The 25,257-nt window shown below is 63.9% G+C and carries 19 protein-coding genes and 1 tRNA gene; 10 read left to right on the top strand and 10 right to left on the bottom strand.

What is annotated here, in order from left to right; genetic code table 11:
• Positions 1-39: 39 nt before the first annotated feature.
• On the bottom strand, positions 40-1,668 hold the full coding sequence (locus tag EN862_RS12750) for a fatty-acid--CoA ligase (RefSeq protein WP_127867113.1): 1,629 nt from the start codon (positions 1,666-1,668) through the stop codon (positions 40-42).
• 191 nt (positions 1,669-1,859) lie between these two features.
• On the opposite strand from EN862_RS12750, the gene EN862_RS12745 reads away from it, so the two are divergent.
• Positions 1,860-2,216: a hypothetical protein gene (locus tag EN862_RS12745; protein ID WP_095816282.1), complete on the top strand. Its 357-nt coding sequence runs from the start codon at positions 1,860-1,862 to the stop codon at positions 2,214-2,216.
• A gap of 104 nt (positions 2,217-2,320) precedes the next feature.
• On the top strand, positions 2,321-2,710 hold the full coding sequence (locus EN862_RS12740) for a DUF427 domain-containing protein (RefSeq protein WP_127867112.1): 390 nt from the start codon (positions 2,321-2,323) through the stop codon (positions 2,708-2,710).
• A gap of 12 nt (positions 2,711-2,722) precedes the next feature.
• Here EN862_RS12740 and EN862_RS12735 read toward each other — a convergent pair whose 3' ends face one another.
• From EN862_RS12735 to ppdK, 4 genes are all read right to left on the bottom strand, one after another.
• The gene (locus EN862_RS12735; protein ID WP_127867288.1) at positions 2,723-3,466 is read right to left on the bottom strand and encodes a polysaccharide deacetylase family protein; all 744 of its coding nucleotides are present in this window, start codon (positions 3,464-3,466) and stop codon (positions 2,723-2,725) included.
• A gap of 135 nt (positions 3,467-3,601) precedes the next feature.
• The gene (locus EN862_RS12730) at positions 3,602-4,702 is read right to left on the bottom strand and encodes a glycosyltransferase family 9 protein (RefSeq protein ID WP_245519562.1); all 1,101 of its coding nucleotides are present in this window, start codon (positions 4,700-4,702) and stop codon (positions 3,602-3,604) included.
• Positions 4,703-4,916: 214 nt separating this feature from the next.
• Positions 4,917-6,020: a glycosyltransferase family 9 protein gene (locus EN862_RS12725; RefSeq protein WP_127867111.1), complete on the bottom strand. Its 1,104-nt coding sequence runs from the start codon at positions 6,018-6,020 to the stop codon at positions 4,917-4,919.
• Between the two features lie 139 nt (positions 6,021-6,159).
• Positions 6,160-8,844, bottom strand: coding sequence for a pyruvate, phosphate dikinase (ppdK, locus tag EN862_RS12720; protein WP_127867110.1), 2,685 nt, complete (start codon positions 8,842-8,844; stop codon positions 6,160-6,162).
• Between the two features lie 216 nt (positions 8,845-9,060).
• Here ppdK and EN862_RS12715 point away from each other — a divergent pair, with 216 nt between their 5' ends.
• From EN862_RS12715 to EN862_RS12695, 5 genes are all read left to right on the top strand, one after another.
• Entirely contained in the window at positions 9,061-9,405 is a 345-nt protein-coding gene (locus EN862_RS12715; RefSeq protein WP_112125853.1) for a VOC family protein, read from the top strand.
• A gap of 95 nt (positions 9,406-9,500) precedes the next feature.
• Positions 9,501-10,925 carry a phosphomannomutase gene (locus EN862_RS12710; RefSeq protein ID WP_127867109.1) on the top strand — a complete coding sequence of 475 codons (1,425 nt, stop codon included), beginning with the start codon at positions 9,501-9,503 and terminating at the stop codon, positions 10,923-10,925.
• A 101-nt stretch (positions 10,926-11,026) separates the two neighbouring features.
• Positions 11,027-12,010 (top strand): GDP-mannose 4,6-dehydratase, encoded by a 984-nt coding sequence (gene gmd, locus EN862_RS12705; RefSeq protein WP_127867108.1) that lies wholly within the window; start codon positions 11,027-11,029, stop codon positions 12,008-12,010.
• Between the two features lie 77 nt (positions 12,011-12,087).
• Complete coding sequence (locus EN862_RS12700) at positions 12,088-13,062, top strand: GDP-mannose 4,6-dehydratase (RefSeq protein WP_127867107.1); 975 nt, start codon at positions 12,088-12,090, stop codon at positions 13,060-13,062.
• Positions 13,063-13,289: 227 nt separating this feature from the next.
• Positions 13,290-13,364 (top strand) — tRNA-Gln (locus EN862_RS12695).
• Between the two features lie 301 nt (positions 13,365-13,665).
• Here EN862_RS12695 and EN862_RS12690 read toward each other — a convergent pair.
• On the bottom strand, positions 13,666-14,382 hold the full coding sequence (locus EN862_RS12690) for a pentapeptide repeat-containing protein (protein ID WP_127867106.1): 717 nt from the start codon (positions 14,380-14,382) through the stop codon (positions 13,666-13,668).
• A gap of 263 nt (positions 14,383-14,645) precedes the next feature.
• Between EN862_RS12690 and EN862_RS12685 the strand changes: the two genes are divergently transcribed.
• The gene (locus tag EN862_RS12685; RefSeq protein WP_127867105.1) at positions 14,646-16,358 is read left to right on the top strand and encodes an HAD family hydrolase; all 1,713 of its coding nucleotides are present in this window, start codon (positions 14,646-14,648) and stop codon (positions 16,356-16,358) included.
• Positions 16,359-16,403: 45 nt separating this feature from the next.
• Here EN862_RS12685 and EN862_RS12680 read toward each other — a convergent pair whose 3' ends face one another.
• The 4 genes from EN862_RS12680 to EN862_RS12665 all read right to left on the bottom strand — a co-directional run bounded on the left by EN862_RS12680 (position 16,404) and on the right by EN862_RS12665 (position 23,411).
• A complete protein-coding gene (locus EN862_RS12680) occupies positions 16,404-18,092 on the bottom strand; it encodes a rhomboid family intramembrane serine protease (protein ID WP_127867104.1) in 1,689 nt (562 codons plus the stop codon).
• 383 nt (positions 18,093-18,475) lie between these two features.
• Positions 18,476-21,937, bottom strand: coding sequence for a chromosome segregation protein SMC (smc, locus tag EN862_RS12675; protein WP_127867103.1), 3,462 nt, complete (start codon positions 21,935-21,937; stop codon positions 18,476-18,478).
• A gap of 63 nt (positions 21,938-22,000) precedes the next feature.
• Positions 22,001-22,747: a DsbA family protein gene (locus tag EN862_RS12670; protein ID WP_127867102.1), complete on the bottom strand. Its 747-nt coding sequence runs from the start codon at positions 22,745-22,747 to the stop codon at positions 22,001-22,003.
• A gap of 154 nt (positions 22,748-22,901) precedes the next feature.
• Positions 22,902-23,411, bottom strand: coding sequence for a DUF721 domain-containing protein (locus EN862_RS12665; protein WP_127867101.1), 510 nt, complete (start codon positions 23,409-23,411; stop codon positions 22,902-22,904).
• 32 nt (positions 23,412-23,443) lie between these two features.
• Between EN862_RS12665 and mutY the strand changes: the two genes are divergently transcribed.
• Positions 23,444-24,634 (top strand): A/G-specific adenine glycosylase, encoded by a 1,191-nt coding sequence (gene mutY, locus EN862_RS12660; RefSeq protein ID WP_127867100.1) that lies wholly within the window; start codon positions 23,444-23,446, stop codon positions 24,632-24,634.
• Positions 24,631-25,242 (top strand): HAD family phosphatase, encoded by a 612-nt coding sequence (locus tag EN862_RS12655; protein WP_127867099.1) that lies wholly within the window; start codon positions 24,631-24,633, stop codon positions 25,240-25,242. Before mutY ends, EN862_RS12655 begins: the two co-directional genes overlap by 4 nt.
• Positions 25,243-25,257 lie beyond the last annotated feature (15 nt).

Genomic DNA, 25,257 nt, shown 5'->3' with positions numbered 1-25,257 from the left:
TTTGGCGCCGGCTTGAAGCCGAAAGATCGAACATTTTCGTCAATCCGTCGGCAGGCGGTAATCCTTGAACTGGTCGCGCAGGCTGGTCTTCTGGATCTTGCCGGTGGCGGTGTGCGGAATTTCGCCGACGAAGGCGACGTCGTCGGGCATCCACCACTTCGCCACCTTGCCGCTCATGAAGGTGAGGATATCGCCCTTGCTTGGCTCCCGGCCGGGCTTGCGCACGACGACCAGCAAGGGCCGCTCACCCCATTTGGAATGCGGGATGCCGATCGCCGCCGCCTCCGCCACGTCGGGGTGGCTGACGGCGAGATTCTCCAGGTCGATGGTCGATATCCATTCGCCGCCGGACTTGATGACGTCCTTGGCTCGGTCGGTGATCTGCATGTAGCCGCTGGCATCGATATGGGCGACATCGCCGGTGTCGAACCAGCCATCGGCATCGAACTGCTCGGCGCCGGCGCCGCCATAATAGGCGCGGGCCACCGCCGGGCCACGCACTTTGAGATGCCCGAAGGTCTTGCTGTCCCAGGGCAGCGCGTTGCCGTCGTCGTCGGTCACCTTCATCTCGACGCCGAAGGGCGGAAACCCCTGCTTGCCCTGGACATCGAGCCGGGCCTCGCCGGTCAGCGTCTCATATTGCGGCTTCAGCGTGCAGAGCGTGCCGAGCGGCGACATCTCCGTCATGCCCCAGGCATGCACCACCTGGACATCGTAATTGTCCTGGAACTTGGCGGTGATGGCGCGCGGGCAGGACGAACCGCCGATGACCACCTTCTTCAGATGAGGCAGCTTCTTGCCGGTCTCCTCCAGATGTTGCAGCAGCATCATCCAGACGGTCGGCACGGCGGCGCTGAACGTCACCTTTTCCGTGTCGAGCAGTTCGTAGATCGAAGCGCCGTCCATCTTGCAGCCGGGCATCACCAGCTTGGCGCCGATCATCGGTCCGCTCTGGCCGAGCCCCCAGGCATTGGCGTGGAACATCGGCACGACAGGCAGGATCACATCCCTACTGGATAGGCCCATGGCGTCGGGCATGGCGGCGATCATGGCGTGAAGGACATTGGAGCGGTGGCTGTAAAGCACGCCCTTCGGGTCGCCCGTCGTGCCCGAAGTGTAGCACATGCCAGCGGCGGTGTTCTCGTCGAAGGTCTTCCAGGCGAAGTCGCCGTCGGCCTCGGCCAGCCATTCCTCGTAGGCGACGGCATTCGCCAGCGAGGTTTGCGGCATATGCGCCCGGTCGGTCAGCACGATCACCCGCCGCAGCGACCGGACCGCGCCGGCGATCTTTTCCAGGATCGGCACGAAGGTGAGATCAACGAAGATCGCCTTATTCCCGGCATTGTTCATGATCCAGGCGATCTGCTCGGGAAAAAGCCTCGGGTTGAGCGTGTGGTAGATCGCGCCGATGCCCATGATGCCGTACCAGGCCTCGATATGGCGGGCCGTGTTCCAGGCAAGGGTCGCGATGCGATCGCCAAGCCTGAAGCCGTCACGCTCCAGCCGCTGTGCCACCTTGAGCGACCGGTGATGGATTTCGGCGAAGGTCGTGCGCACGATCGGACCTTCGATCGAACGCGACACGACCTCCCGGCTGCCGTGCTGGCGTTCGGCGTGGTCGATCAGCTTATGGCAAAGCAGCGGCCATTCCTGCATCAATCCGAGCATCTATTCCTCCCCTTTTGCGCATTCGCGTCGTTTGTTTCACGCATTGTGGAAGGAACCGGCGGTTTGTCCAGCCGCCATAAGTCGAAGCCAGTGGACGGATCGAAGAACCGGGAAAACCGCCATAATCCGGCCATCCTCGCCGTTAAGTTTCGTTAACGGGCTGGGTGAGATTGGCGAATGGAGTGGTTCGCATGGACGCGCAGCTCGACGAAAAAACCCTCGAAAGCACGCTTGCCGAAAGTCTGGACGATCTGACGCCGGACATCAAAACCGTTTCCGAAGATGAGTTTGCCGAAGTCGTCGGCGGGGCACTGGAGGCTGTCGGCGGAACGCTGCTGTTCAAGATGCGCGTTGAAAACGGCGAGAACGGCGAGCATGTCGCCGCCGCCTGCATCGGCGATGCGGGAAACCGCCAGTTCCTGCTGCTGACGCTGCCGACCAGCGGGGGCGCGCTCAAGGTCGAAACCGCGGCAAGAAGCACCAATCCGGTGGCCGGCATTGCCGCCGCCTATGCCGGCCTCATGGACGCCTTCAAGACAGCCGCCTGACGGCTGGAAACAGACTTCAATGAATGGTGATGACGTTGCGCGTGGCGAGCGCTTGCGCGACGCGCTTGGCCGACACATCTAAGTCTTCCCCAAGGAGACCATTCATGGACAAGCTCGCCAATCCTGCCCCCGGCTTCCAGCGCAATCCGGACAAGGTGATCACCATCGAACCCTATAGCGGCACCGTTACCGTACGCGCGGGCGACACCGTCATCGCCCGGTCGACCCGGGCAAAGGTGCTTTCGGAGCCGCCCTATCCGGCCGCCTTCTACATCCCGTTCGACGACATCGATTTCAGCAAGCTGGCCGGCACCGAGCACTCGACGCATTGCCCGTACAAGGGCGATGCCAGCTACTGGAGCGTCCAGGCGGCCGGCGAAGCCGGCACGAACGCGATGTGGGCTTACGAGCAACCGTTCGACGAGATGACCGAGATCCGCAATCACGGCGCGTTCTACACGAGCAAAGTGACGGTCGAAGCTGAGCCCGGCTGAGGTGGCCACCGATCACTCGGTGGTGCCGTCGTTGCCTACCCCGTCGGCATCGTCCAGGCGCACGAAGGTCATGCCTTTCTTCTTCAAGGCCAACAGCCCCTGAACCACGCCCTCGCCGGCCGCATGCGTCGGCTGGTTGATGTGGGCGATGATGACATCGCCGTCCTTGGCGGCGCCGATGCGGCGTGCCGTTTCCTTGGCGCCGAGCAGTGAGCCGCCGTCGCCATTGACCGAGAAGCCGGCGATCTTGAAGCCCAGCTTGCGGATCATGGCGATCGCCGATGGGCTGTATTCCGCCGTGGCGCCGCGAAACCATTTGGGCGCCGGCCCACCCGCGCTGGCGAGTGCTGCGGCGCCGGATTCAACCTCGGCCTGCACAGCGTCGGGGCTGCCGGCGCTGCTTATGCCGTAAATCTTGCGCGGCATATCGACCGCCGGAATGTGGCGGCCGCCATGGTTTTCCAATTCGAACAGATCAGGATGGGCTCGCATGATCTCGACGGCCGCGGCATTGCGCTTGAGCCAGATGCCGGTAACGAAGATGGTCGCCGGTATGCGGTTGTCGACAAGTGCCGAAAGAATTCGGGTGTCGGTCTTTCCCCCGCAAGCATCGAGCGTGAGGGCGACTCGCCCGCCCCCTTCCGCGGCTTGCGGCTTCAGATGCAGTGTCGGCTCGACCAGCGTGGCTGCATTGCCGGGCGACGTCCCGAACACCGACAACGCCAGCGCACAAAGAGTGTTTCGAAGCATACCCATCATCCATTCCAAACCGGCGCTTTCGGCCGTCGCCGTGCCGCGCAAACAAAACTCGCCTCAACAAGACGGGCATCTAGGCGAAAATCGGGACGGCAAACAGCGCAAACAGCGGCAGTCGCGAAAAGTTGCTTGGCCCTACATCGCGGTTTGCGGGGCCGTCTCCGTCCGCGCCAGAAGCTCGCGCACGGCATCGGCGACCGCATCCACTTCCAGGCGCCAGACGCAAAATGCCTTGCCTGGATTGGTCCGGTGGCACATGTCGGCGGCCACGCACTGGCAAGGCATGGATGGCCGCAGTGCGATATTGGGCACACCGACCGGCCCCCATGCGATCGGGTTGGTCAGGCCATATAGGCCGACGACCGGCGTGCCGGCTGCGGCCGCCATATGCATCGGGCCGCTTTCGTTGCCGAGGAAGAGCCGCGCCTCCTTGAGCAGCGCTATCAGCGTTTCGAGCGATAGCGCTCCTACGAGGTTGATGACCGGCGTCTTGACCGCGGCCATGATCTGGTCGTTCGCCTCGGTTTCGTCGGGACCGCCGACCAGGACGACGGAGAGACCGGTTTCGCTGGAAATCATGTCGATGACCGCGGCGAAGCGTTCGGGCTGCCATCGGCGCCCCGCGAAGCTTGCTCCGGCATGCACGACCAGAAAGGCTTTGCGCCGAAGACCGAAGCTGTCCAGCAACGTCAGGACCCGCGCCGTTTCCGACGGCAGCGGCTCGATCGAGGGAAACCGCACGCGCAGATCCACCCCAAGCGCCTCGAGCGGGGAAAGATAACGATAGAGAAAATGCCTCTCGCCATAGCCGAAGGGCTTGGCCCGGACGTTGGCGGATTGGCGCTCAAATCGGCGCAATCGCCGCTCGGTCGGAAAATAGCCCACCCGGATCCTGGCGTTGACGACCATGGCGACGAAGTGCGTCGTCCTTGAATCGGTCAGGTCGATGGTCATATCGCAGGCCAACCGACGCAGCTTTCGCAACACCTGGTAGAGTTCCAGGCCGCGCTGCAATACCGTGCCACGCGCGCTCGAGCGCTTGAAAGCGACGGTCTCATCGGCGATCCCGTGCGCAGTCAGGAAGCCTGCGAAGCGAGCCTCGCACAGGAAGACAATTCTGGCCTCCGGATAGGCGATCCGCAGATTCTTCGCCAGCGTCGAGGCAAGAACAAGATCGCCGATGTATTTCGTTTGCAGAATCAGGATCGAGCGGACGCCTGCGAAGGGGCCCTGCAATATCTGTGTCCGGCCACCAGAACTGGGTTGAGACGTCGACATCCGGGGCCGCCACGCGCATGTTTCACGTGGCCCTCATATACAAGACGACAAGGTCGTGGACCAGAGTTGACTCGCACCCGGCTGAGCACTTCACGATTTCATGGAAGTGGTCAGCCTCTATTTCGTTGCTTTGCAATGCAGCCGACGGACGACACCAGATCTCCCGCCGATATCAGACCGCGGCTTCCAGGACCATCTCGGTGCGCGCCAGGAGCTCCAGCACCGCGTCGACCACCGGATCGACCTCAAGGCGCCAGACGCAGCAGGCCTTGCTCGGATCGGTCCGGCGGCACAGGTCGCCGCCGACGCAATCACAGGGCACGGATGGTCTGAGCGAGATGCTCGGAACGCCGACCGGCGCCCAGCGGACCGGACTGGTCAGGCCGAACAGGCCGACAACCGGCGTACCGGCCGCGGCCGCCATATGCATCGGCCCGCTTTCGTTGCCGAGAAACAGCCGCGCCTCCTTGAGCAGCGCAAGCAGGGTTTCCAGCCGCAGCGCGCCCACCAGATTGACGACAGGCGTCTTCGCCGCGGCCAGGATCCTGTCGGTCGCCTCGCTTTCGTCCGGGCCGCCGACCAGGACCACACGCAAGCCTGTCTCGCCGGCAATCCTGTCGATTGCCTCGGCAAAGCGCTCCGGCTGCCAGCGGCGCCCGGCGAAACTTGCTCCGGCATGAACCGCGACAAAGGCGTTTGGGAGGATGCGATGCCGGGCCAGCAAAGCCAGGACGCGGGTCGTCTCGAAAGGCAGCGGTCGAATGGCCGGCGCCTTGACGCGCAGGTCGACGCCGAGCGCCTCCAGCGGAGACAGATAGCGGTAGAGAAAGTGTTTTTTGCCAAATCCGAAGGGCTTCATCCTGATATTGGCGGGCTGGCGTTCGTGCCAGCGCAGAGGCCGCTGCGTCGGAGAATAGCCGATCCGGACCGGAGCATTGACCAGTCCGGAAATGAAGCGCGAGGTTTTCGAGTCGGTGATGTCGATGGTCATATCGAAGCGACGCCGCCGCAATTCCCGCACCACGCGGAAGAGCTCGCGTCCGCGCTCGAACGGCGTGCCACGCATCCTGGCACGGCTGAGAGGGATGGCCTCGGCGGCAATGCCGTGAGCCGTCAGGAAGCCGGCCAAATGCGTTTCACAAAGAAACGCGATGCTTACGCCTGGATATGCGAGCTGCAGGTTGTTCGCCAGCGCCGAGGCAAGCACGATGTCGCCGATGAATTTGGTCTGCAGGATAAGGATCGACCGGAAAGCAGTGGGAGCAATCTGCAACATGGGTTTCTGACACCAAAAAGTTCGGTGTCGGAAACTCCCTCGAAACGGTGTCGAGATTCAGGGCAGTCACACGCACGTTCGTGTGACATTCCATACAAAACCGTAAGGTCCCTTGGGCTGCCGCTCCGCGGAATGGCCCTCAGGCGCGCTTTGCAGCACCCTTCGCCGCCGCCACGGCCGCCTGCGCGGCCGCCAGCCTGGCGATCGGCACACGGTAAGGCGAGCACGACACATAATCGAGCCCGACGTCCTCGCAGAAGCGGATCGAAGCCGGATCGCCGCCGTGCTCGCCGCAGATACCGAGCTTGATGCCGGGGCGGGTCGCCTTGCCCTTTTCAGCGGCGATCCGCACCAGCTCGCCGACGCCATCGACATCGAGCGACACGAACGGATCCTGCTCGATGATGCCCTTTTGCCGGTAGGTTTCGAGGAAGGACGCCGCGTCGTCGCGCGAGATGCCGAAGGTCGTCTGGGTGAGGTCGTTGGTGCCGAAGGAGAAGAATTCGGCCGCTTCGGCAATGACATGGGCGCGGATCGCCGCGCGCGGCAATTCGATCATCGTGCCGGTGAGGTAATCGATCTTGGTGCCGGTCTCCTGCATGACGCTTTGCGCCACCGCGTCGATGCGCGCCTTGACGTATTCCAGCTCCTTCACCAGTCCCACCAGCGGCACCATGATTTCCGGCACCACCAGCGCGCCGGCCTTGCGTCCGGCCTCGACGGCTGCCTCGAAGATGGCGCGCGCCTGCATCTCGGCGATCTCCGGATAGGAGACAGCAAGCCGGCAGCCGCGATGGCCGAGCATCGGGTTGAACTCGTGCAGCGCCTCTGTGCGCTGCCTCAGCTTGTCGGCCGAGACGTTCATCGCCGAAGCGACCTCGGCGAGCTCGGCCTCGGTCTTGGGCAGGAATTCATGCAGCGGCGGGTCGAGCAGGCGGATCGTCACCGGCAGGCCGGCCATGATCTCGAACAGCTCGAGGAAGTCCGAGCGCTGCATCGGCAGGAGCTTATCGAGCGCCGCGCGCCTGTCCTTTTCGGTGTCGGCCAGGATCATCTCGCGCATGGCAACGATGCGGGCGCCGTCGAAGAACATGTGCTCGGTGCGGCAAAGGCCGATGCCCTCTGCACCGAAGGAGCGCGCCATGCGCGCGTCGAGCGGCGTCTCGGCATTGGTGCGCACCTTCATGCGGCGCGCCGCGTCCGCCCATTCCATGATGGCGGCGAAATCGCCGGACAGCTCCGGCTGCAGCATGGCGACCGCCCCTTTGAGCACCTGGCCGTTGCCGCCATCGATGGTGATGATGTCGCCCTTGCGGAAGGTCTGCCCCATCGAGACCAGCGTGCCGGCCTTGTAGTCGACACGCAGCGAACCGGCGCCCGACACGCAGGGCTTGCCCATGCCGCGCGCCACCACCGCGGCGTGGCTGGTCATGCCGCCGCGCGTGGTGAGAATGCCTTCGGCGGCATGCATGCCGTGGATGTCCTCCGGGCTGGTCTCGATGCGCACCAGGATCGCCTTGCGTCCCTGAGCCCTGGCATCCTCGGCGTCGGCGGACGAGAAGACGATCTCGCCCGTGGCCGCGCCGGGCGAGGCCGGCAGGCCCATGCCGATCACGTCGCGCGCCGCCTTCGGATCGATGGTCGGGTGCAGGAGCTGGTCGAGCGAGGCCGGATCGATGCGAGCGACCGCCTCCTCCTTGGTGATCAGGCCATCCCGAGCCATCTCAACGGCGATCTTCAGCGCCGCCTTGGCGGTGCGCTTGCCGGAGCGGGTCTGCAGCATCCACAATTTGCCGCGCTCGATGGTGAATTCGAGGTCCTGCATGTCGCGGTAGTGCTTTTCCAGCCGGTCGGAGATGTCGACGAAGGCCTGGAAGGCGTCGGGCATCAGCTTCTGCAGCGACGGCTTGTCGGAGCCGGCGGCGATGCGCGCCGCCTCGGTGATGTTCTGCGGCGTGCGGATGCCGGCCACCACGTCCTCGCCCTGGGCGTTGACCAGGAATTCGCCATAGAGCTGCCTGTCACCGGTCGAGGGATTGCGGGTGAAGGCGACGCCGGTCGCGGAGGTGTCGCCCATATTGCCGAACACCATGGCCTGGACATTGACCGCCGTGCCCCAGCTCTCCGGGATGTCGTGCAGGCGGCGATAAGTGATGGCGCGGCTGTTCATCCAGCTCGAGAACACGGCGCCGATCGCCCCCCAGAGCTGCTCGTGGGGATCCTGCGGGAACGGCTTGCCGAGCTCTTCCTCGACCTTGGCCTTGTAGAGCGAAATGACGCCCTGCCATTCCGCGGCCGTCAGCTCGGTGTCGAGCTCGTGGCCGAGGCTCGCCTTCTGGTCCTCGAGGATTTCCTCGAACACTTCGTGATCGAGGCCCATGACCACGTCGGAATACATCTGGATGAAGCGGCGGTAGCTGTCATAGGCGAAGCGGGCATCACCGGAATCGGCGGCCAGGGCCTCGACCGTCTCGTCGTTGAGGCCGAGATTGAGCACCGTGTCCATCATGCCGGGCATCGACGCCCGGGCGCCGGAGCGCACGGAGACCAGAAGCAGCTTCGACGGATCGCCGAACCGGCGGCCGGTGAGCGCGCCGATGTGGTCGAGCGCCGACAGCACGCTCTCTTCAAGCGCGGCCGGATAGGTGCGGCCATTGGCATAATAGGCGTTGCAGACTTCCGTGGTGATGGTGAAGCCCGGCGGCACCGGCAGCCCGAGGCTGCACATCTCGGCCAGATTGGCCCCCTTGCCACCGAGAAGATTGCGGTCGCCGGCACGGCCTTCGGCGGCGCCGTCGCCGAAGGTGTAAACCCACTTGGTCATGCTTGCCCTCCAGTTCGTGGAAGATAGAAACCTCCGGACCGTGGCCCGGTTCCCCGCCTTCCCCTGCCCGAGCGATAGGATGCTGCAGTGCGAAAGGCAAGGCACCGGCCGGCGCTCGCAGGCACTACAATCGATTAAGCAAAAGCTGCGTCAAAAAGACTTGCCGGAGGTTATGGCACGTTATAGAACATAACAGGAACATAGTGGAGTAGCGTGATGAAACTCAACGGAAAACTCGACTATCTCGAGCTGCCGGCAACGGGCGGCACGCTGGACAGCGTCAAATCCTTCTACAGCGCCGCCTTTTCATGGTCGTTCACCGACTACGGCCCGACCTATTCCGCTTTCGCCGAAGGGCTCGACGGCGGTTTCCAGGCTGATGCTGGGGAAGCGCCGGCCAAACCGCTGCCCGTGCTCTACTCCGAAAACCTCGAGGAAACGCTGGACGCGGTCGAGAGCGCCGGGGGGACCATCGTCAAGCCGATCTTTTCCTTCCCCGGCGGCAGGCGGTTTCATTTCACCGATCCGGCAGGCAACGAACTGGCGGTGTGGGGATATTAGAAAAGACGCGGATTTCGAGGTTTTTTTGCTGTTGACAGCCAGGCTCGGCTCACTCCAACAAACAGCGGCGATCTTCCAACAGCAAAAGCAGGCTGATGAAATTCGGGTCAAGCGGCGTTCGAGGTCTGGCTTCCGAATTGGTCGGAAGGCCAAGCGGACTTTACACTGAGGGCTTCGCCCGGCGCTTGCGGTCGACTGGATATCAGCAAGGCAAGGTCTTCGTGGGTCGGGACTTGCGCGACAGCAGCCCGGCAATCGCGCAGGACTGCATGGCGGCGCTGGCCGCATCCGGTTTCCAGCCGGTCGATTGCGGTCCGATCCCCACACCGGCGCTTGCATTCTATGCCCGCCGGCACGACGCCGCGGCGCTGATGGTGACCGGCTCACATATCCCTGCCGACCGCAACGGCATCAAGTTCTATGGACCGAAGGGCGAGATCGACAAGGCGGACGAGGCCGCGATCACCCTTTCTGTCGCTGAGCTGTCGGATCAATATCCATGGCCGCCGGCATATGGGGACCGGCAGGCCGGCCATGAACAGGCGCTCGCGGCCTTTCGAGATCGTGTCGAGGCAATTCTGCCCGCTGGCGCTCTTTCGGGAATGAGGCTCGGCGTCTACCAGCACAGCACGGTTGCGGCGGAGCTGCTGGTCGAGGTCCTGCGATCCTTCGGCGCCGATGTGATCCCCGTCGGCAAATCAGACACTTTCGTGCCTGTCGACACCGAGGCCGTCGGCCAGGAAACGATGGCGAAGGTGCAGGACTGGGTGCGCGAGTTCAAATTCGACGCGGTGGTCTCGGCCGATGCCGATGCCGACCGCCCCCTTGTCATTGATGAGAATGGCGAGTTGTTCCGCGGTGACCTGATCGGGCTGGCCACGGCGCTCTTCCTCAAGGCCGATGTCGTGGTGACGCCGGTCACCTCCAACTCCGGCATATCCGAGGCTTTCGGGTTCAGCGTCAGGAGAACGAAGGTCGGGTCCCCTTTCGTCATAGAGGGAATGAACGCCGCGCGGCAGGCAGGCGGCATCGTCGTCGGCTTCGAAGCCAATGGCGGGGTTCTGCTGGGATCCGACTGCTTGGTGAACGGCGGAATATTGTCGGCGCTGCCGACGCGGGATTCATTCTTGCCGATCCTGGCCGTGCTGGGCACGATGGCATCGGCCGGCAAAACGCTCTCCAGCCTGCGTGAAACCTGGAATCTTCCGGTCTGCGCCAGTGAGCGGCTCGAGAACTTCCCGGTCGAGACATCGCGCGGCCTGATGCGCAAGCTTGCCGATCGCGACGCGTTGCAGCGGTTCCTGGCGCCCTTCGGCATGGTGGCGGACATAGACGAGACCGACGGTCTCAGGGCGCGAATGACCAGCGGCGAGATTATCCATCTGCGGCCTTCCGGCAACGCTCCCGAATTTCGCTGCTACGCCGAGGCCGCCAGCCATCACAGGGCGACCGAAATCGTGGCTATGACGCTGCAACGGGCGCGCGACGCCGCACTGGCGGATAAGGCCCAGGCCGTATAATGACAGCGGTGCCGGCGGTTGCCGCAGGCTTGGAGCGCCTAATCCAGCAACGATGGGGACTTGCGCCCCGCATCTCGCTCGATCACCAAGACCATTGATTGATGACAAAGACAGCATTGATAACCGGCATTACCGGGCAGGACGGCGCCTATCTGGCCGAGCTCCTGCTTTCGAAGGGTTATGAGGTCCACGGCCTGGCGAGACGGTCGAGCACAGCCGACGTCAACACGATGCGGCTGAAATGGCTGGGCATCGACAACGACGTGCGGATCGTGGATGGCGACATCACGGACCTGTCGGGCCTGACCCGAACCATGCGCGACGTAAGGCCGGACGAGGTCTACAACCTTGCCGCGCAGTCTTTCGTCAAATCGTCCTGGCAGCAGCCTATCCTGACGAGCAACGTCACCGGCATCGGCGTCACCAATGTGCTGGAGGCGCTGCGTCTTGAAATGCCCGGGGCGCGTTTCTACCAGGCTTCGTCGTCGGAGATGTACGGCCTTATCCAGGAGCCGATGCAGTCGGAGACCACGCCTTTCCATCCCCGCTCGCCCTATGCGGTGGCCAAGGCCTTCGGCCACTGGATCACCGTCAATTATCGCGAGAGCTTCGGCCTGCACGCTTCGAGCGGCATCCTGTTCAATCACGAATCGCCGCTTCGCGGCATCGAATTCGTGACACGCAAAGTCACCGACGCCGTCGCGCGCATCAAGATGGGGCTGGCGAGGGATTTGCGCCTGGGCAACATCGACGCCAGGCGCGACTGGGGCCACTCCAGGGATTATGTCCGCGCCATGTGGCTGATGCTGCAGCAGGATCGGCCCGACGATTATGTGGTCGCCACCGGCCGGACGACGACGGTGCGCGACATGTGCCGCATCGCCTTCGAGCATGTGGGACTTGAGATGGACGACCATCTTGTCATCGACCCCGACCTGTTCAGGCCGGCGGAAGTCGAAATCCTGCTCGGCAATCCGGCTAAGGCAAAGGCGAAGCTCGGATGGGAAGCGACGATCTCCCTGGAAGAGATGATCCGCGAAATGGTGGACGCCGATCTCGCGCGCCACGCGGCGGCAAGGCGTTGAAAGGAAACTCTTGCTTTTACGGGCCGATGACTTGATGCACCGCGTTCCGACACGCATCCGCATGCGGACGGTCCGTCATGGCTCGTGAAGCGCCCGTGCGCGTTTTCCTGACCGGTGCCAACGGTTTTGTCGGCCCTTATGTCTGCGATGCGCTGCGCAGCGTTTGCGGCGACGACATTGCCATTGCCGCGACCTCCAAATATGGCGGTCCGCATCCCGTTTTCGGCGAGGTCGACGAACTGGACGTGACGGACCCGGCCGCCGTCAAGGACGCCATTGCCCGCCACCGGCCAACGCATGTCGTCCACCTGGCGGCGCTCGCGGCCCTCGACGCCGCTCAGGCGGATCCCCAGAACACCTGGCGCATCCACGTGGACGGCGCGCTCAACGTGGCCAATGCCGTCCTCGACAAGGCGCCGGAGGCCTGGCTGATCCATGTCGGATCGGGTCTGGTCTATGGCGAAAGCGCAAAGACCGGGCAACCGCTCGACGAAAGCACGCTGCTTGCCCCGATCGACGATTACGCCGCGACCAAGGCCGCGGCCGACCTCGCGCTCGGCGCGCTGTCATACCGGGGGTTGAAATGCGTTCGGATGCGTCCCTTCAACCATACGGGACCAGGCCAGACCGGGGCATTCGCGGTGCCGGCCTTCGCCATGCAGATTGCGCGCATCGAAGCAGGCCTGGCTGCGCCGGTCATCCGCGTCGGCAATCTCGACGCAAGGCGCGATTTCCTGGACGCGCGCGACATCGCCGATGCCTATGCGCGCGCGGTCCTGCGCAGCCGCGATCTTGCGCCGAACACAATCTTCAATGTTGCATCCGGCCTTTCCTGGCGGATGGGCGACATTCTCGACCTGCTGCTGGCCCGTAGCAGCGTCAAGATCGTCACCGAGCAGGATCCCTTGCGGATGCGGCCAAGTGACCTGCCCTGCATCGTCGGCGATGCGACCCGCGCCAGGACCCTGCTTGGCTGGGCCCCCCGATATTCTTTCGAAGAGACGCTCGCTGCCGTTCTGGACGATTGCCGCGCGCGCGTGGCCCAAGCGTAGGCAGGGATGCATCGCCTGCTTCCCGAGAGCCTGAGCTGAACCGCTGCCCTGCCGGCGCTACTGCCAAGCCGCCGCGCGGCGTGCGGCTTGCGCTCTACTGCCGGCGATAGGGTGAACTGGCCGGATTCGCGGCCCGCGTCGCTGCCGATTTTAGTTGGTCTTCCGGCATTGAGCTTTGCTCCGACCCGTCCTATAAGGCCGCGCGCAAGCGGGCATGCCCCGCCTGCTGGGGCGTCGCCAAGTGGTAAGGCATCGGTTTTTGGTACCGACATTCCCAGGTTCGAATCCTGGCGCCCCAGCCACCGCCATTTTCGACCTTGACCATGTAGGCGGACGACATGGGCTACCTTGACCGCACTCGCCTGGCGGGGGCTTGCGCAACCCGTTCCGGCAAGGTTTCGACATAGGCCTGGGGATCACGCATGTCGTCATCATCTTGGTCTCTAGAGCGTTTCACCGGTTCACGGAAACGGCGAACCGCTTTCTCTTTGTTTGTACGCAAATTGCGGACGGAAAACCGCTCTTGGAATTGCTCTAGTTCCGCTAAGCAGATGTCCTGGGACCCTGTCGGGTGCAGCATTACCGCGGTTCGCTTGCCGACAACTATTCCTCCTGGAATTGACAGGGCCAACCTTCAGGCCTGGTCAAGCCAGAAGGCAACTCGGTCCGGGCGTCTCCGCAAGCCATGTTGAGCTGCCATTGGGACAGGCCCGCCGATTTGGAAAGATCTAGGCCCTCGATACGGGTCAGAAAGAGAAAGGCGCGGTCAAAGTCTATCGGCTTGGTGAACGTCGCTCCTCGGAAGTCCGCCCGCGCGAGATTGGCAAACGAAAAGCGGCTGCCACTGATGTCGGCGTCATGGAACTGCGCTCGCCCCAATTCCGCCTTTGTGAAATCAACATTCGTCAGATTGGCGTCCTCGAAATTCGAGCGCTGCACTTCGGCGCTCGTAAACACGGCGCCCTGCGCGTCCATATGGCTGAAGTCGGTCCTGTAGGCCTCGATTTTGTCGAACCGGGCGCCTTTGGCGGTCGAGTCAGCTAGGGAAGCACGCACAAGCGTTGCCTTCTCAAAATTTGCCGCAAGGAGATTGCTGTTCCTGAGGTCGGTCGAAGTGAAATCAACGCTGATCAGGTTCGCCCCGCTCAGGTCCTGTCCTTTAAGGATGAGAAGCTTTTTGTCACAGTCCTGCCAATTGACGCCGGGTGTCGCGGCTGAGTCGCAATTTTGAGCGGCAGTGGCGTTCTGCCAAGGAACTACAATGCACACCGCTAGAACCAAGCCGGATGTGACGTAAGCTCTGGTTCGTCTCACAGTCATTGTTTCTGTACCTCTCCTCCTCGCCGACAATCAACCTTACCACATCAGCTGACACTCGAGCCACGGTGACGACGCCGTCACATTTGGCGCATTTCCGCACAATTGCGGCTCGGAATTGCAGCCGACAGGATGGCGCCGCCGACTATCTTCGCCTGTCCGCGCGGCGAGGCACTCCGCAGGGCGCCAACTAAAACCTTTTCCGCCGACAGGCGTTGTTCATTCCAGACGGACCGGGCACGACAGCCAGCGGAGAGGCTCAACCGATGTATTTCATGGCTCTGGCCACCGATTATGACGGCACGCTGGCGCATGACGGGCTGGTCACCGCGAGCACGATCTCGGCGCTGGAGAAGCTGAAGAAATCCGGACGCAAGCTGATCCTGGTCACCGGGCGCGAGCTGCCCGATCTCAAGGAGGTGTTTCCCGAACTTTCCCTGTTCGACAAGGTCGTGGCCGAGAACGGCGCGCTCATCTACACGCCGGCGAGCGAGGAAGAGCGCGCGATCTCGCCCTCGCCTTCCGCTGAACTGGTCGACAGGCTGAAGAAGCGCGGCGTGAAGCCGCTCTCGGTCGGCCGCTCGATCGTCGCCACCTGGGAGCCGCACCAGGCCACCGTGCTCGACGTCATCAAGAAGCTTGGACTCGAGCTGGAGATCATCTTCAACAAGGGCGCGGTGATGATCCTGCCTTCCGGCATCAACAAGGCGACCGGACTGGCGGCGGCGCTCGAAGACCTGAAGCTGTCGCCGCATAACGTCGTGGGCGTCGGCGATGCCGAGAACGACCACGCTTTCCTCAGGGCCTCGGGCTGCAGCGTCGCGGTGGCCAACGCATTGCCCGCTGTCAAGGAAACCGCCGACCTCCTCGCCAAGGAGGCGCGCGGCAAGGGCGTCGAGGAACTGATCCGCAAGCTGATCAAGCACGACCACCTGATTGCCAGGAAGCGCTCGCGCGGTGTGCTGCTCGGGAATTCGCGCGGCAAGGAGATTTACCTGTCGCCGACAGAGACGGTGCTGATTGCCGGCAGCTCGGGCATCGGCAAATCGACCCTGGCCACGGCGCTCACCGAGCGGTTGGTCGAGAAGGGGCTGCAGTTCTGCATCTTCGATCCCGAAGGCGACTATGACGGGCTGAAGGGCGCGGTGCCGCTCGGCAATGGCTCGACCGCGCCGAACAAGGAGCAATTGCTGGAACTGCTCGAGAAGCCGCAAAACAATGTCGTGGTCAATGGCCTGGCGCTGAAGGTCGATGAGCGTCCCGGTTTCTTCGCCGAACTGCTGCCTGGCCTCGGCAATGTCCGCTACCGGACCGCAAGGCCGCATTGGCTGATCATCGATGAGGCGCATCATTTGATGCCCAAGCGGCGCGCGGATACGCGATCCGTGCTTTCGATCGAGCTGCCCGGCACGGTGCTGATCACCGTCCATCCCGAAGCGATTTCCACCGACGCCCTGCGTCTGGTGACGGCGGTGATCGCGCTCGGGCCTAAGGCAAAGGGCGTGATCATGACTTTTTGCACGGAAACCGGGCTGAAGGCGCCGAAGGACATTCCTCTGCCCAAGGGCGACCGCGTGCTGTTCTGGCGGCCGCATGACGGCAAGAAGCCGTTCACGGTCAAGGCCATCGAGCCCAGCCAGTCGCTGAAGCGGCACAGCCGCAAATATGCCGAAGGCGAGCTCGACGAGGCGGGCAGCTTCTATTTCACCGGACCAAAGAAGACGATGAACCTCAGAGCCCACAATCTCATCATCTTCGCGCAGATGGCGGAAGGCATCGACGACAAGACCTGGGAATATCACCTGCGCGCTGGCGATTATTCCAAATGGTTCCGCCAGCAGATCCGGGATAAGGAGCTTGCCCGCGAGACGGCAGAGGCGGAGAAGGATAAGACATTGTCGGCCGAGGAGAGCCGCAAGCTGGTGATCGATGCCGTGCGGCGCAGATATACTGCGCCGGCGACGGCGCCTGAGAAGTAGGTCGGTCTAAAGCGAGCGAATAGGCGCCGCACGATAAATGTGGATTCAAGAGCCGGCGCTGTCTTCGCGCAGCCGTCTCAATTCCAACTGTGCGCCGCCAAACTCGAAAAACGTCTTCGGGCATATCGACAACGCATTCTTCAACAATGGCTTTGCGATTTCGATATGCCCTTCGATCAGATTTTCCTCGGCACTGTAAAAAGTGGCCTCGCACAGTTGATCATTGCCGGCGGCCTTCATTTGCAAGGCTTCTGGAGACAGCTTGCCGGTAAACAGGTCGAAGATCGGATAGGGCCAGGTCTCAGGCGCGAGTTTGGCTTGCGCTTGCTGCGCTTGCGCTTGCAGCCTCGGGTCCTTTGCATATGCCATCGCCATGATACGCCACAGATCGTAATAAGCGACCGGCACATCCGGTAGCTCGCTCTGCTCTCCGAACAGCCGAACGGCATCGGCGTAGCGACCATCGAAGAACGCCGCAAAGCCGCTCTCTTCCTGATAGGCGGCATAGGTTCGGGTGATCGGGACGAGCGCACCAACCGCTATCAAGGCGAAAATGCCGGCAACAGCTCCTGCGGCGCGAGTGTAGCGTGGGCGGCCCTGGTCGCGAGACCAAAATAACATCAGCGCCAGGGCAAGCACCGCGCCCACGACGGCGCCGCCGATATGGGCGGAATAGTCGATCCTCAGGCCGTTATCGGGGCCGGCAAAAAGCGGCAGCACTGCCGGAACGAGAATCGAAAGCGCGCGCGTTTGCATGAGAGTGCGCTCCGCGCTGGAGCGGAAATGAAAGCTGAACACGATTGCCGTAGCAAAAAGCCCGACTATGCCGCCTGACGCGCCAACACCTACAGTGTTGGCCGGGGTCACGAAGAGCGAAGCGACTTCACCGCCCACCGCGCATAGCGCAAAAAGCGCCAGGAACCACAGGCGGCCGACCAACCCCTCCAACAAAACCCCTGCGCGCCAAAGCGCAAAGCTGTTGCCGAGAAGATGCGCGAGGCTGGCGTGCATCAATGTGGCCGTGACCAGTCGCCACCACTGGCCGGCCCAGATCGAAGATCCGAACATGCCGCCAAGCGCGATCAGGGTTTGCGTCGAGGGCGATCCACCCTGGTTGGAGTCGACGGCAAAGGCCAGTTCAGCGCAATAGATGACCGCCAGCAGGACGATAAGCCCATACGAAGCAAATGGCTGCGTGGCAGACGACGGCAGACTGCGGCCAGCTTGTTCCTCCATCGTATCGAGCGCTTTTGGGTGCGCCGCCATGTAGCTACGGCAAAGTTGAGCAATATCCGTGCCGGCAGTGTCGATCTGGCTGATCGCGACGCCGAGAGACAACTTGCCGCCCCGCTGCAATGTATACCATGGCCGCGGCACGCTCTGGGCGTAGGCAGGGTCGACGGCCAGCCTCAGAATGACGGCGTTCTTGGTGGACACTTCAGAAAGCTTCGTTATCGCGCTCCAAGGTACGGTGTCGCTTAGGTAGCGGACTTTCACACCTTGCGGCGAAAGCACCAGCGCAGGTGCTCGCGTCAGGAGCTGACGCAACGTCATCGTGCCCAGCAAACCGCCGGCAATCAAGCAAATCCATGTACTAAGGACAAGTAGGGGCGGTGGGTGCTGAACAAAGAGGCTGAGAATCCCTATTCCGAACATCATAGCGAATACGACGAGTGGCCTTATGAGCTTGGCGCTCGAATAGTAGAATTTCTTTTCTTGATCGGCTTCGAACATCACGACCACATTTCTCTTGGATCGACAAGATGGAGAAAATTCAAATAATTCCCGATGCAGCTAATTGAGAAACTATGCGCTCAACAGAAATCACATATCATCTGAAATTCCAACCAATATCGCACCGCTTTTTTTCTCATGATGGACCTCCCTTACTGGTGACGGACGCTACCAGTGACGCCATCTGGCACACGGCATAAGTCGCGGCCGGCACAGGACACGTTTTCTTGATTTTAATGCTTTCAGCGAGCTTGTCCGGGAACCGGACTGACAGGCTATCGATCGCAATGTCTATGGCGACCGGCAGCGTCTGTAGTCGCCGGATTGCAACGCGCCGTGAACGCCGCCGGGTTGATCCAGCGAACAGGCACTAGAAATCCAGCTCAGCTCGCCTCGCGCATCGCTTCGGCGGCCTGCAGGTCGACCGACACAAGCTGGCTGACGCCCTGCTCGGCCATAGTGACGCCGAACAGCCGGTCCATGCGCGCCATGGTGATCGGATTGTGGGTGATGATGACGAAGCGGGTCTCGGTGGTCTTCGACATCTCGTCCATCAGGTTGCAGAAACGCTCGACATTGTGGTCATCCAGCGGTGCGTCGACTTCGTCGAGCACGCAGATCGGCGCCGGATTGGTGAGGAAGACGGCGAAGATCAGCGACATCGCCGTCAGCGCCTGCTCGCCGCCGGAGAGCAGCGTCATGGTCTGCGGCTTCTTGCCCGGCGGACGGGCGAGGATTTCCAGCCCCGCTTCCAGCGGGTCCTCCGACTCGATCAATTGCAGCTCGGCCGTGCCGCCGCCGAACAGATGCGAGAACAGCCGCTGGAAATGGCCGTTGACGACCTCGAAGGCCGAGAGCAGCCGTTCACGGCCCTCGCGGTTGAGGCTTTGGATCGCCTGGCGCAGTTTCCTGATCGCCTCGATGATGTCCTCGCGCTCGGAAACGATGGTCTCCAGCCGCTCCGACAATTCCTTCTGCTCTTCCTCGGCGCGCAGATTGACGGCGCCGAGCCGCTCGCGCTCGATCTTCAGCCGGTCGAGCTGGCGCTCGATCTCGGCCATGTCGGGCATCGGATCGTCGGCTTTGAGCCCGGTATGCTGGATGACCAGATGCGGCGGCGTGTTCAGAGCTTCCTGGATGCGCGCCTCGACCTCGGCGCGGCGCTCGTCCGCCGCGGTGAGCCGCTCCTCGGCGCGCACGCGTGTCTCGCGCGCCTCGGCAAGCGACTGGATCGCGGCGGTGGCCGCCTTGTCGAGCTCGGCCTGCTTGTTTTCCGCCTCCTGCAGGCGGTCGTTCGCCGTCTGGCGCAGCGCCTCCGCCTCGGAAAGCTGCGTCAGCAAAGCGCGGCGCTTGGCGTCGATCTCGTCCGGCGCATCCGCCAGCCGCTCGCGCTCGGCTTCGGCCTCCGCCTTGCGCTCGCCAAGCGCGGCGATCTGCGTCGAGGCGTTTTCGGCACGCTCCACCCAGTTCCTGCGCTCGGCGCCGATGGCGTCGAGCCGGCGCATGCGCGCCTCGGCCTCGCGGCGCAGCCCCTCATGCACGGCGCGCGCGTCGGCAAGCGTGGCGCGATCGCGCGTGACATTGGCCGAAGCCTGTTCGAGCTGCAGCTGAAGATCGCCGAGATCGGGCGCGTCCTTCAGCATCTCCTCGGCTTCGAGGAAGGCAGCCTGCGTCTCCTCATAGCTTTCGACGATGCGCGCGCGGGCGTCTTCCAAGGCAACGCGGCGGCTCACCAGCTCGCCGCCGGCCTTCTCGGCCTCGGCCAGCGCATTGCGGGCGGCATCCAACGCATGCTGGGCGTCGCGGCCGGCCTGCCGCGCATTGCGCTCGGCCTCGTTTGCCTGGCGCATCGCCTGTTCGGCGCGCGCCAGCGCCTCCTCCGCCTCGCGCACGACGCGCGTCGCCTGCACGGCTTCGGCATCGAGCTCGGCCAGGCGGTTCTTCTGCGCCAGCCGCAGCGCGGCGGCGGTCGGCGCGTCGGCGCTCGCGGTCAGGCCGTCCCAACGCCACAGCGCGCCATCGCGGCTGACCAATCTCTGGCCGGGAGCCAGAAGCGCTTGGAGCCGGCGGCCGTCGGCGGCGTCGACGATGCCGATCTGCGCCAGTCGGCGGGCGAGCTGCGCCGGCGCATGCACCACGCTTGCCAGGCTCTTCACGCCCTCGGGCAGTGACGCGTCGCCCGGCTGCATCGCGCTTTCGCCCCAATGCACCGGGGCGCTGCGGTCAAGCGGCACGTCGAGGTCCTCGCCAAGGGCTGCGCCAAGCGCCGTCTCGTAGCCGCGCTCGACGCTGATCTGCTCAAGCACCGAGGGGAAGAGATCCCCGCCGCTGGTGGCGTTGAGGATCTTCGCCAGCGTGCGCGCTTCGGTCTCGATGCGCGCCAGTTCCGCCCTGGCATCCTGCAGCGGCGGCCTTGCGGCGCTCTCGGTGGCCCGGGCCTCGGCGACCGCCTGCTCGGCGGCGATCGCGCCGGCCTCGCTCTCTTCCAGCCGGGCCAGCGCGTCCTCGACCAGCAGCCGCTTCTCGGCCGGATCGGGCAGGCCGGAAATGCGCGCGACGATGTCGGAAAGCTCGCGGTCGACCTCGGCGAGCTGACGGGCGAAGCGGTCGCGGCGCTCGGCGGTCTCGCGCAGCGTGCGCTCGATCTGGTGGCGCGAGGCCGCCGCCTCGGCGCGTTCGGCGGTCAGCGCGGCAAGTTTCGCTTCGCTCTGCGACAGAGTAGCACCCGCCTGCTCGAAAGCGGCGCGTGTGGTCGCTTCGCGTTCGGCGGCGCCTGCATTGTCCGAGTTGAGTTCGGCCTCCTCGGCGCGCAGGCGCTCGAGGATAGCGGCATTGTCGCGCACCATCCGCTCCTCGCGGGCGATGTCGGCGTCGAGCTGCTGCAGCCGGCGTTCGAGCTCGGTCTGGCGGGCGCGGATGCGGCCGGCTTCCTCCTCGATCTGCGTCTTGGCGATCGACAGGCGCTGGAAGGCCGCTGCTGCCGCGGCCTCGGCGTCGCGCAGGTCGGGCAGCCGGTGCGCAGCGATGCCCTGCTCCCTGGCGGCGGCCATCTGGGCCGCGGCGCGATCGCCGACCAGCGTGGTGGCGACGGCAAGCGCGGAGCGCGCCTCGCCTTCCTGGGTCTTTGCCAGCGTCCAGCGCAGATGCAGCAGGGTCGCTTCGGCCTTGCGGATATCGGCCGACAGGTTCTTGAAGCGCGAGGCCTGACGCGCCTGGCGCTTCAGGCTCTCAATCTGGCCTTCCAGCTCGCCGACGACATCGTCCAGACGCTCAAGGTTCTGCTCGGCCGCCTTCAGCCTCAACTCCGCCTCGTGCCGGCGCGTGTGAAGGCCGGAAATGCCGGCCGCCTCTTCCAGCAGCGCGCGGCGGGCCTGCGGCTTTGCCTGGATCAGCTCGCCGATGCGGCCCTGGCCGACCATGGAGGGCGAACGGGCGCCTGTCGACTGGTCGGCGAACAGAAGCTGCACGTCCTTGGCGCGGGCTTCCTTGCCGTTGATGCGGTAGAGCGAGCCGGCCTCGCGCTCGATGCGGCGCGACACCTGCAACTCGTCAGCGTCGTTGAAGGCGGCGGGCGCGGTGCGGTCGGTGTTATCGAGGAAAAGCGTGACTTCGGCGGTGTTACGCGCCGGACGCGCGCCGGAGCCGGAGAAGATCACGTCGTCCATGCCGGACGCGCGCATGTTCTTGTAGGAGCTTTCGCCCATCACCCAGCGCAAGGCTTCGACGAGGTTCGACTTGCCGCAGCCGTTCGGCCCGACAATGCCGGTCAGCCCGCGTTCGATGACGAACTCGCCGGGCTCGACGAAGGATTTGAAACCGAGGAGGCGAAGGCGCGAAAATTTCATTCGCGCCGCCCTACACTACAGACCATGGCGCCAAAGCCGGACCGCTTCGGCGCGGCCTGGATGTCAGAGCAGAGGGTCGATGATGGCCGACATTTCCTCAATCGACATCGCCCCTTTGTAGGTCTTTCCGTTGATGAAGAAGGTCGGCGTCGAGTCGACCTTGAACTCGTCCGCTCCGCGTTTCTGGACTGCTCTCACATCGTCCAGAAGTTTCTGGTCCGTCAAGCAGGACTCAAAGGACTCCTGTGTAAAACCGGCCAGCTTGGAAATCTGCAGCAGCGCTTCCTTGGTGTTGTTGACGCCGACCCAGCTCGGCTGCTGCTTGAACAGCACGTCGACCATGGCGAAGTAGTTGTCCTTGGAGCAACGCGCCAGCATGAAGCCGGCCTCGGCGCTCGGGTCGAACGGGAATTCGCGCAGGATGTAACGGACCTTGCCGGTGTCGATATACTTGGTCTTCAACTCCGGGAAGGTGGTCATTGCGAAATGCGCGCAATGCGGGCAGGTCATTGAGGCGTATTCGACGATGGTGACCTTGGCGTCGTCCTTGCCGAGATGCTTTTCGGGCAGCGCGCCGGGCTTCAGCAGTTCCGCCATATCGACCGTGCCCTGTGCCTCCGGCACCTGGACGGCGGCCGGCGTCGCGGCCGGCTTGGCAGGCGTCGACGGGTCGGCAGGCTTCACATCGGCGGCCTTGGCATCCTCGCCCGAGTCGCTGCACGCGGCGAGCAGCGCCACCGCGGGAACGGCGGCCAGCGCGGTCAGAAGGTTTCTGCGGGACAAGGTCTTGCCAAACGGGGCACGGTTCATGCGAATCACCTGATATCGGTTGGATTTTGCAATGCAAGGGCTAGAAAAGGCGAGAGTTGGCGCGAATTAAGGCATCGCGATCCCCAATCCAATCGTGAAACTTGATCTTGAGCATCACGAATGCGCGAGATTGGTGACGCATTCGTGACGCTTCTTACGACCCTTTGGGCTTCCTTTCACCCAAAATTGTGGCGCCAAGCCGCTCCAGCGAAGCGCGCAGGCCGTCATCCTCGATCTTGCCGACCAGATGCGAAAGTTTCGCCTTCTCGGCCTCGGTCAAGGGGCGCGGCGCGGGCTTCGGCCGCGCCTTTTGCGAAAGCACCGGTTTCTGCAGGATCTTGATGCGGCCGATGGCGTTGAAGCCCAGGAAGGCGTTGACGCGGTTGATGACCTCGCCGGCCTCGTGCTGCAGGTGCAGCGCCGCCATGCCCTCGCAGGCGATGATCAGCGTCGCCGGCTCGAACGGGTCGTCCTCGTGCAGCCGGCGGGGCCACTGGATTTTTTCCGGGCGGGAATGAGTGGCCAGGCGCGGGCCGGCGATCTCCTCCCAGGACTGCACCAGCCCGATCGAGATGCCGGCGCGCTTCTTCAGCACCGGATCGAGTATCTCGGTCGCGAGATCGCTCACCGGAACGGGATTGCCGAAGGCCCTTTTCCCTGCCATGTGCGTTCTCCAGTCCCCAATTCATCCGATCAATGGCACCGCTAGACCAGACCCGCAAGGCATCACAACAGGCCGCACCCGGCGATATCGGATCCGCAGATACCAGCAAAGCTGGATCGGATACCAGCGCGGCTGGATCCTTGGATATCGCATCGCGCCTGCTTGCCTGGTACGACGCGCATCATCGCGACCTGCCCTGGCGCGTGACGCCAGGCGCGTTTGCGCGCGGCGTGAGGGCCGATCCTTATCGCGTGTGGCTGTCCGAGGTGATGCTGCAGCAGACCACGGTCGAGGCGGTGAAGGCTTATTTCCGCAATTTTGTCGAGAAATGGCCGACGGTCGAGGCGCTGGCGGCGGCGCCCGCCGAAGACGTGATGAAGGCCTGGGCGGGGCTAGGCTACTATTCCAGGGCGCGCAATCTGAAGGCCTGCGCCGATCTCGTGGCGCGGCGAGGCGGCCGCTTTCCCGACACCGAGGCGGGCCTGCGCGAATTGCCCGGCATCGGCGCCTACACCGCGGCGGCGATCGCGGCGATCGCCTTCGACCAGCCGGCGGCGGTCGTCGACGGCAATGTCGAACGGGTCATGACCCGGCTCTACTCGATCGAAACCCCGCTAAGCGAAGCCAAGCCCGAAATCCGCGCGCTGGTCGAGCAACTGGTGCCGCAAACGCGGCCCGGCGATTTCGCCCAGGCGATGATGGATCTCGGCGCGACGATCTGCACGCCGAAGCGGCCGCGCTGCATGCTCTGCCCGGTGCGCGCGGATTGCAGCGCCATCCTCAGCGGCGATCCGGAACGCTTCCCGGTCCGCCTGCCGAAGGACGACAAGCCGTTGCGCAAGGGTGCGGCCTTCGTCGCCGAGCGCGCCGACGGCGCCATCCTGCTGCGCAAGCGACCCGAGAAGGGCTTGCTCGGCGGCATGACCGAGGTGCCGACCACGGGCTGGACGGCGCGGGTCGACGGTGCCACGACGGCCGAGGCCGCGCCCTTTCCGGCCGACTGGCGGCGCGCCGGGCAGATAGGCCATGTCTTCACCCATTTCGCGCTGGAGCTCGATGTCTTCCATGCCCTGGTCACAGGCGATGCACCGTCGGGGTATTTCTGGTCGCTGGCCCATGAAATTTCCGGGGAAGCGCTGCCGACTGTCATGAAAAAGGCAATCGAAGCAGCGATACCGGGCGCGACGAAGAAACCGTCGCACAGTGCAAAGAGGCCCGCATGACCGAAATCCGCCACATCGTGTTCGACATCGGCAAGGTGCTGGTCCACTACGATCCCGACATCCCGTTCAGCCGCCTGATCCCCGATGCCGGGGAGCGGAAATGGTTCTTCGACAATGTCTGCACCAGCGCCTGGAATCTCGAGCAGGACCGCGGCCGCACCTGGGAAGAGGCGGAGGCGCTGCTGATCGCCGAGCATCCCGGCCATGCCGAGAACATCCGTAACTTCCGCCGCCACTGGCACGAGATGGCGCCGCACGCCTATGAAGACAGCGTCGCGCTGCTGGAAGGCCTGATCGAGGACGGCCGCGACGTCACGCTGCTCACCAACTGGGCCTCGGACACGTTCCGCGAGGCCCGCGCCCGTTTCCCGTTCCTGGAAAAGCCGCGCGGCGTCACCGTCTCCGGCGACATCGGCCTGATCAAGCCGGACCGCGCCATCTACGACCATCACGTCGCTTCGTTCGGCCTCGAGCCAGCGGCATCGCTGTTCATCGACGACAGCCAGAAGAATGTCGACGGCGCCAGGGCCGCCGGCTGGCAGGCGGTGCTGTTCACCGACGCCGGCACGCTTAAAGCAGACCTTGAGCAGTTCGGAATTAGGGCCTGAACTGAATCGCTTGCG

Origin of the sequence: Mesorhizobium sp. M2E.F.Ca.ET.219.01.1.1 (assembly GCF_004016445.2) — a bacterium.
Taxonomy (GTDB): Bacteria; Pseudomonadota; Alphaproteobacteria; order Rhizobiales; family Rhizobiaceae; genus Mesorhizobium.
The sequence above is the reverse complement of the archived record's forward strand: the minus strand, read 5'-3'. Positions and strand labels throughout refer to the sequence as shown.

Bases quoted from the DNA above. Each gene is read 5' to 3' on its own strand.
- EN862_RS12750 (WP_127867113.1), bottom strand. From the start codon at position 1,668: ATGCTCGGATTGATGCAGGAATGGCCGCTGCTTTGCCATAAGCTGATC.
- EN862_RS12745 (WP_095816282.1), top strand. From the start codon at position 1,860: ATGGACGCGCAGCTCGACGAAAAAACCCTCGAAAGCACGCTTGCCGAA.
- EN862_RS12740 (WP_127867112.1), top strand. From the start codon at position 2,321: ATGGACAAGCTCGCCAATCCTGCCCCCGGCTTCCAGCGCAATCCGGAC.
- EN862_RS12735 (WP_127867288.1), bottom strand. From the start codon at position 3,466: ATGGGTATGCTTCGAAACACTCTTTGTGCGCTGGCGTTGTCGGTGTTC.
- EN862_RS12725 (WP_127867111.1), bottom strand. From the start codon at position 6,020: ATGTTGCAGATTGCTCCCACTGCTTTCCGGTCGATCCTTATCCTGCAG.
- ppdK (WP_127867110.1), bottom strand. From the start codon at position 8,844: ATGACCAAGTGGGTTTACACCTTCGGCGACGGCGCCGCCGAAGGCCGT.
- EN862_RS12715 (WP_112125853.1), top strand. From the start codon at position 9,061: ATGAAACTCAACGGAAAACTCGACTATCTCGAGCTGCCGGCAACGGGC.
- EN862_RS12710 (WP_127867109.1), top strand. From the start codon at position 9,501: ATGAAATTCGGGTCAAGCGGCGTTCGAGGTCTGGCTTCCGAATTGGTC.
- gmd (WP_127867108.1), top strand. From the start codon at position 11,027: ATGACAAAGACAGCATTGATAACCGGCATTACCGGGCAGGACGGCGCC.
- EN862_RS12700 (WP_127867107.1), top strand. From the start codon at position 12,088: ATGGCTCGTGAAGCGCCCGTGCGCGTTTTCCTGACCGGTGCCAACGGT.
- EN862_RS12690 (WP_127867106.1), bottom strand. From the start codon at position 14,382: ATGACTGTGAGACGAACCAGAGCTTACGTCACATCCGGCTTGGTTCTA.
- EN862_RS12685 (WP_127867105.1), top strand. From the start codon at position 14,646: ATGTATTTCATGGCTCTGGCCACCGATTATGACGGCACGCTGGCGCAT.
- EN862_RS12680 (WP_127867104.1), bottom strand. From the start codon at position 18,092: ATGTTCGAAGCCGATCAAGAAAAGAAATTCTACTATTCGAGCGCCAAG.
- smc (WP_127867103.1), bottom strand. From the start codon at position 21,937: ATGAAATTTTCGCGCCTTCGCCTCCTCGGTTTCAAATCCTTCGTCGAG.
- EN862_RS12670 (WP_127867102.1), bottom strand. From the start codon at position 22,747: ATGAACCGTGCCCCGTTTGGCAAGACCTTGTCCCGCAGAAACCTTCTG.
- EN862_RS12665 (WP_127867101.1), bottom strand. From the start codon at position 23,411: ATGGCAGGGAAAAGGGCCTTCGGCAATCCCGTTCCGGTGAGCGATCTC.
- mutY (WP_127867100.1), top strand. From the start codon at position 23,444: ATGGCACCGCTAGACCAGACCCGCAAGGCATCACAACAGGCCGCACCC.
- EN862_RS12655 (WP_127867099.1), top strand. From the start codon at position 24,631: ATGACCGAAATCCGCCACATCGTGTTCGACATCGGCAAGGTGCTGGTC.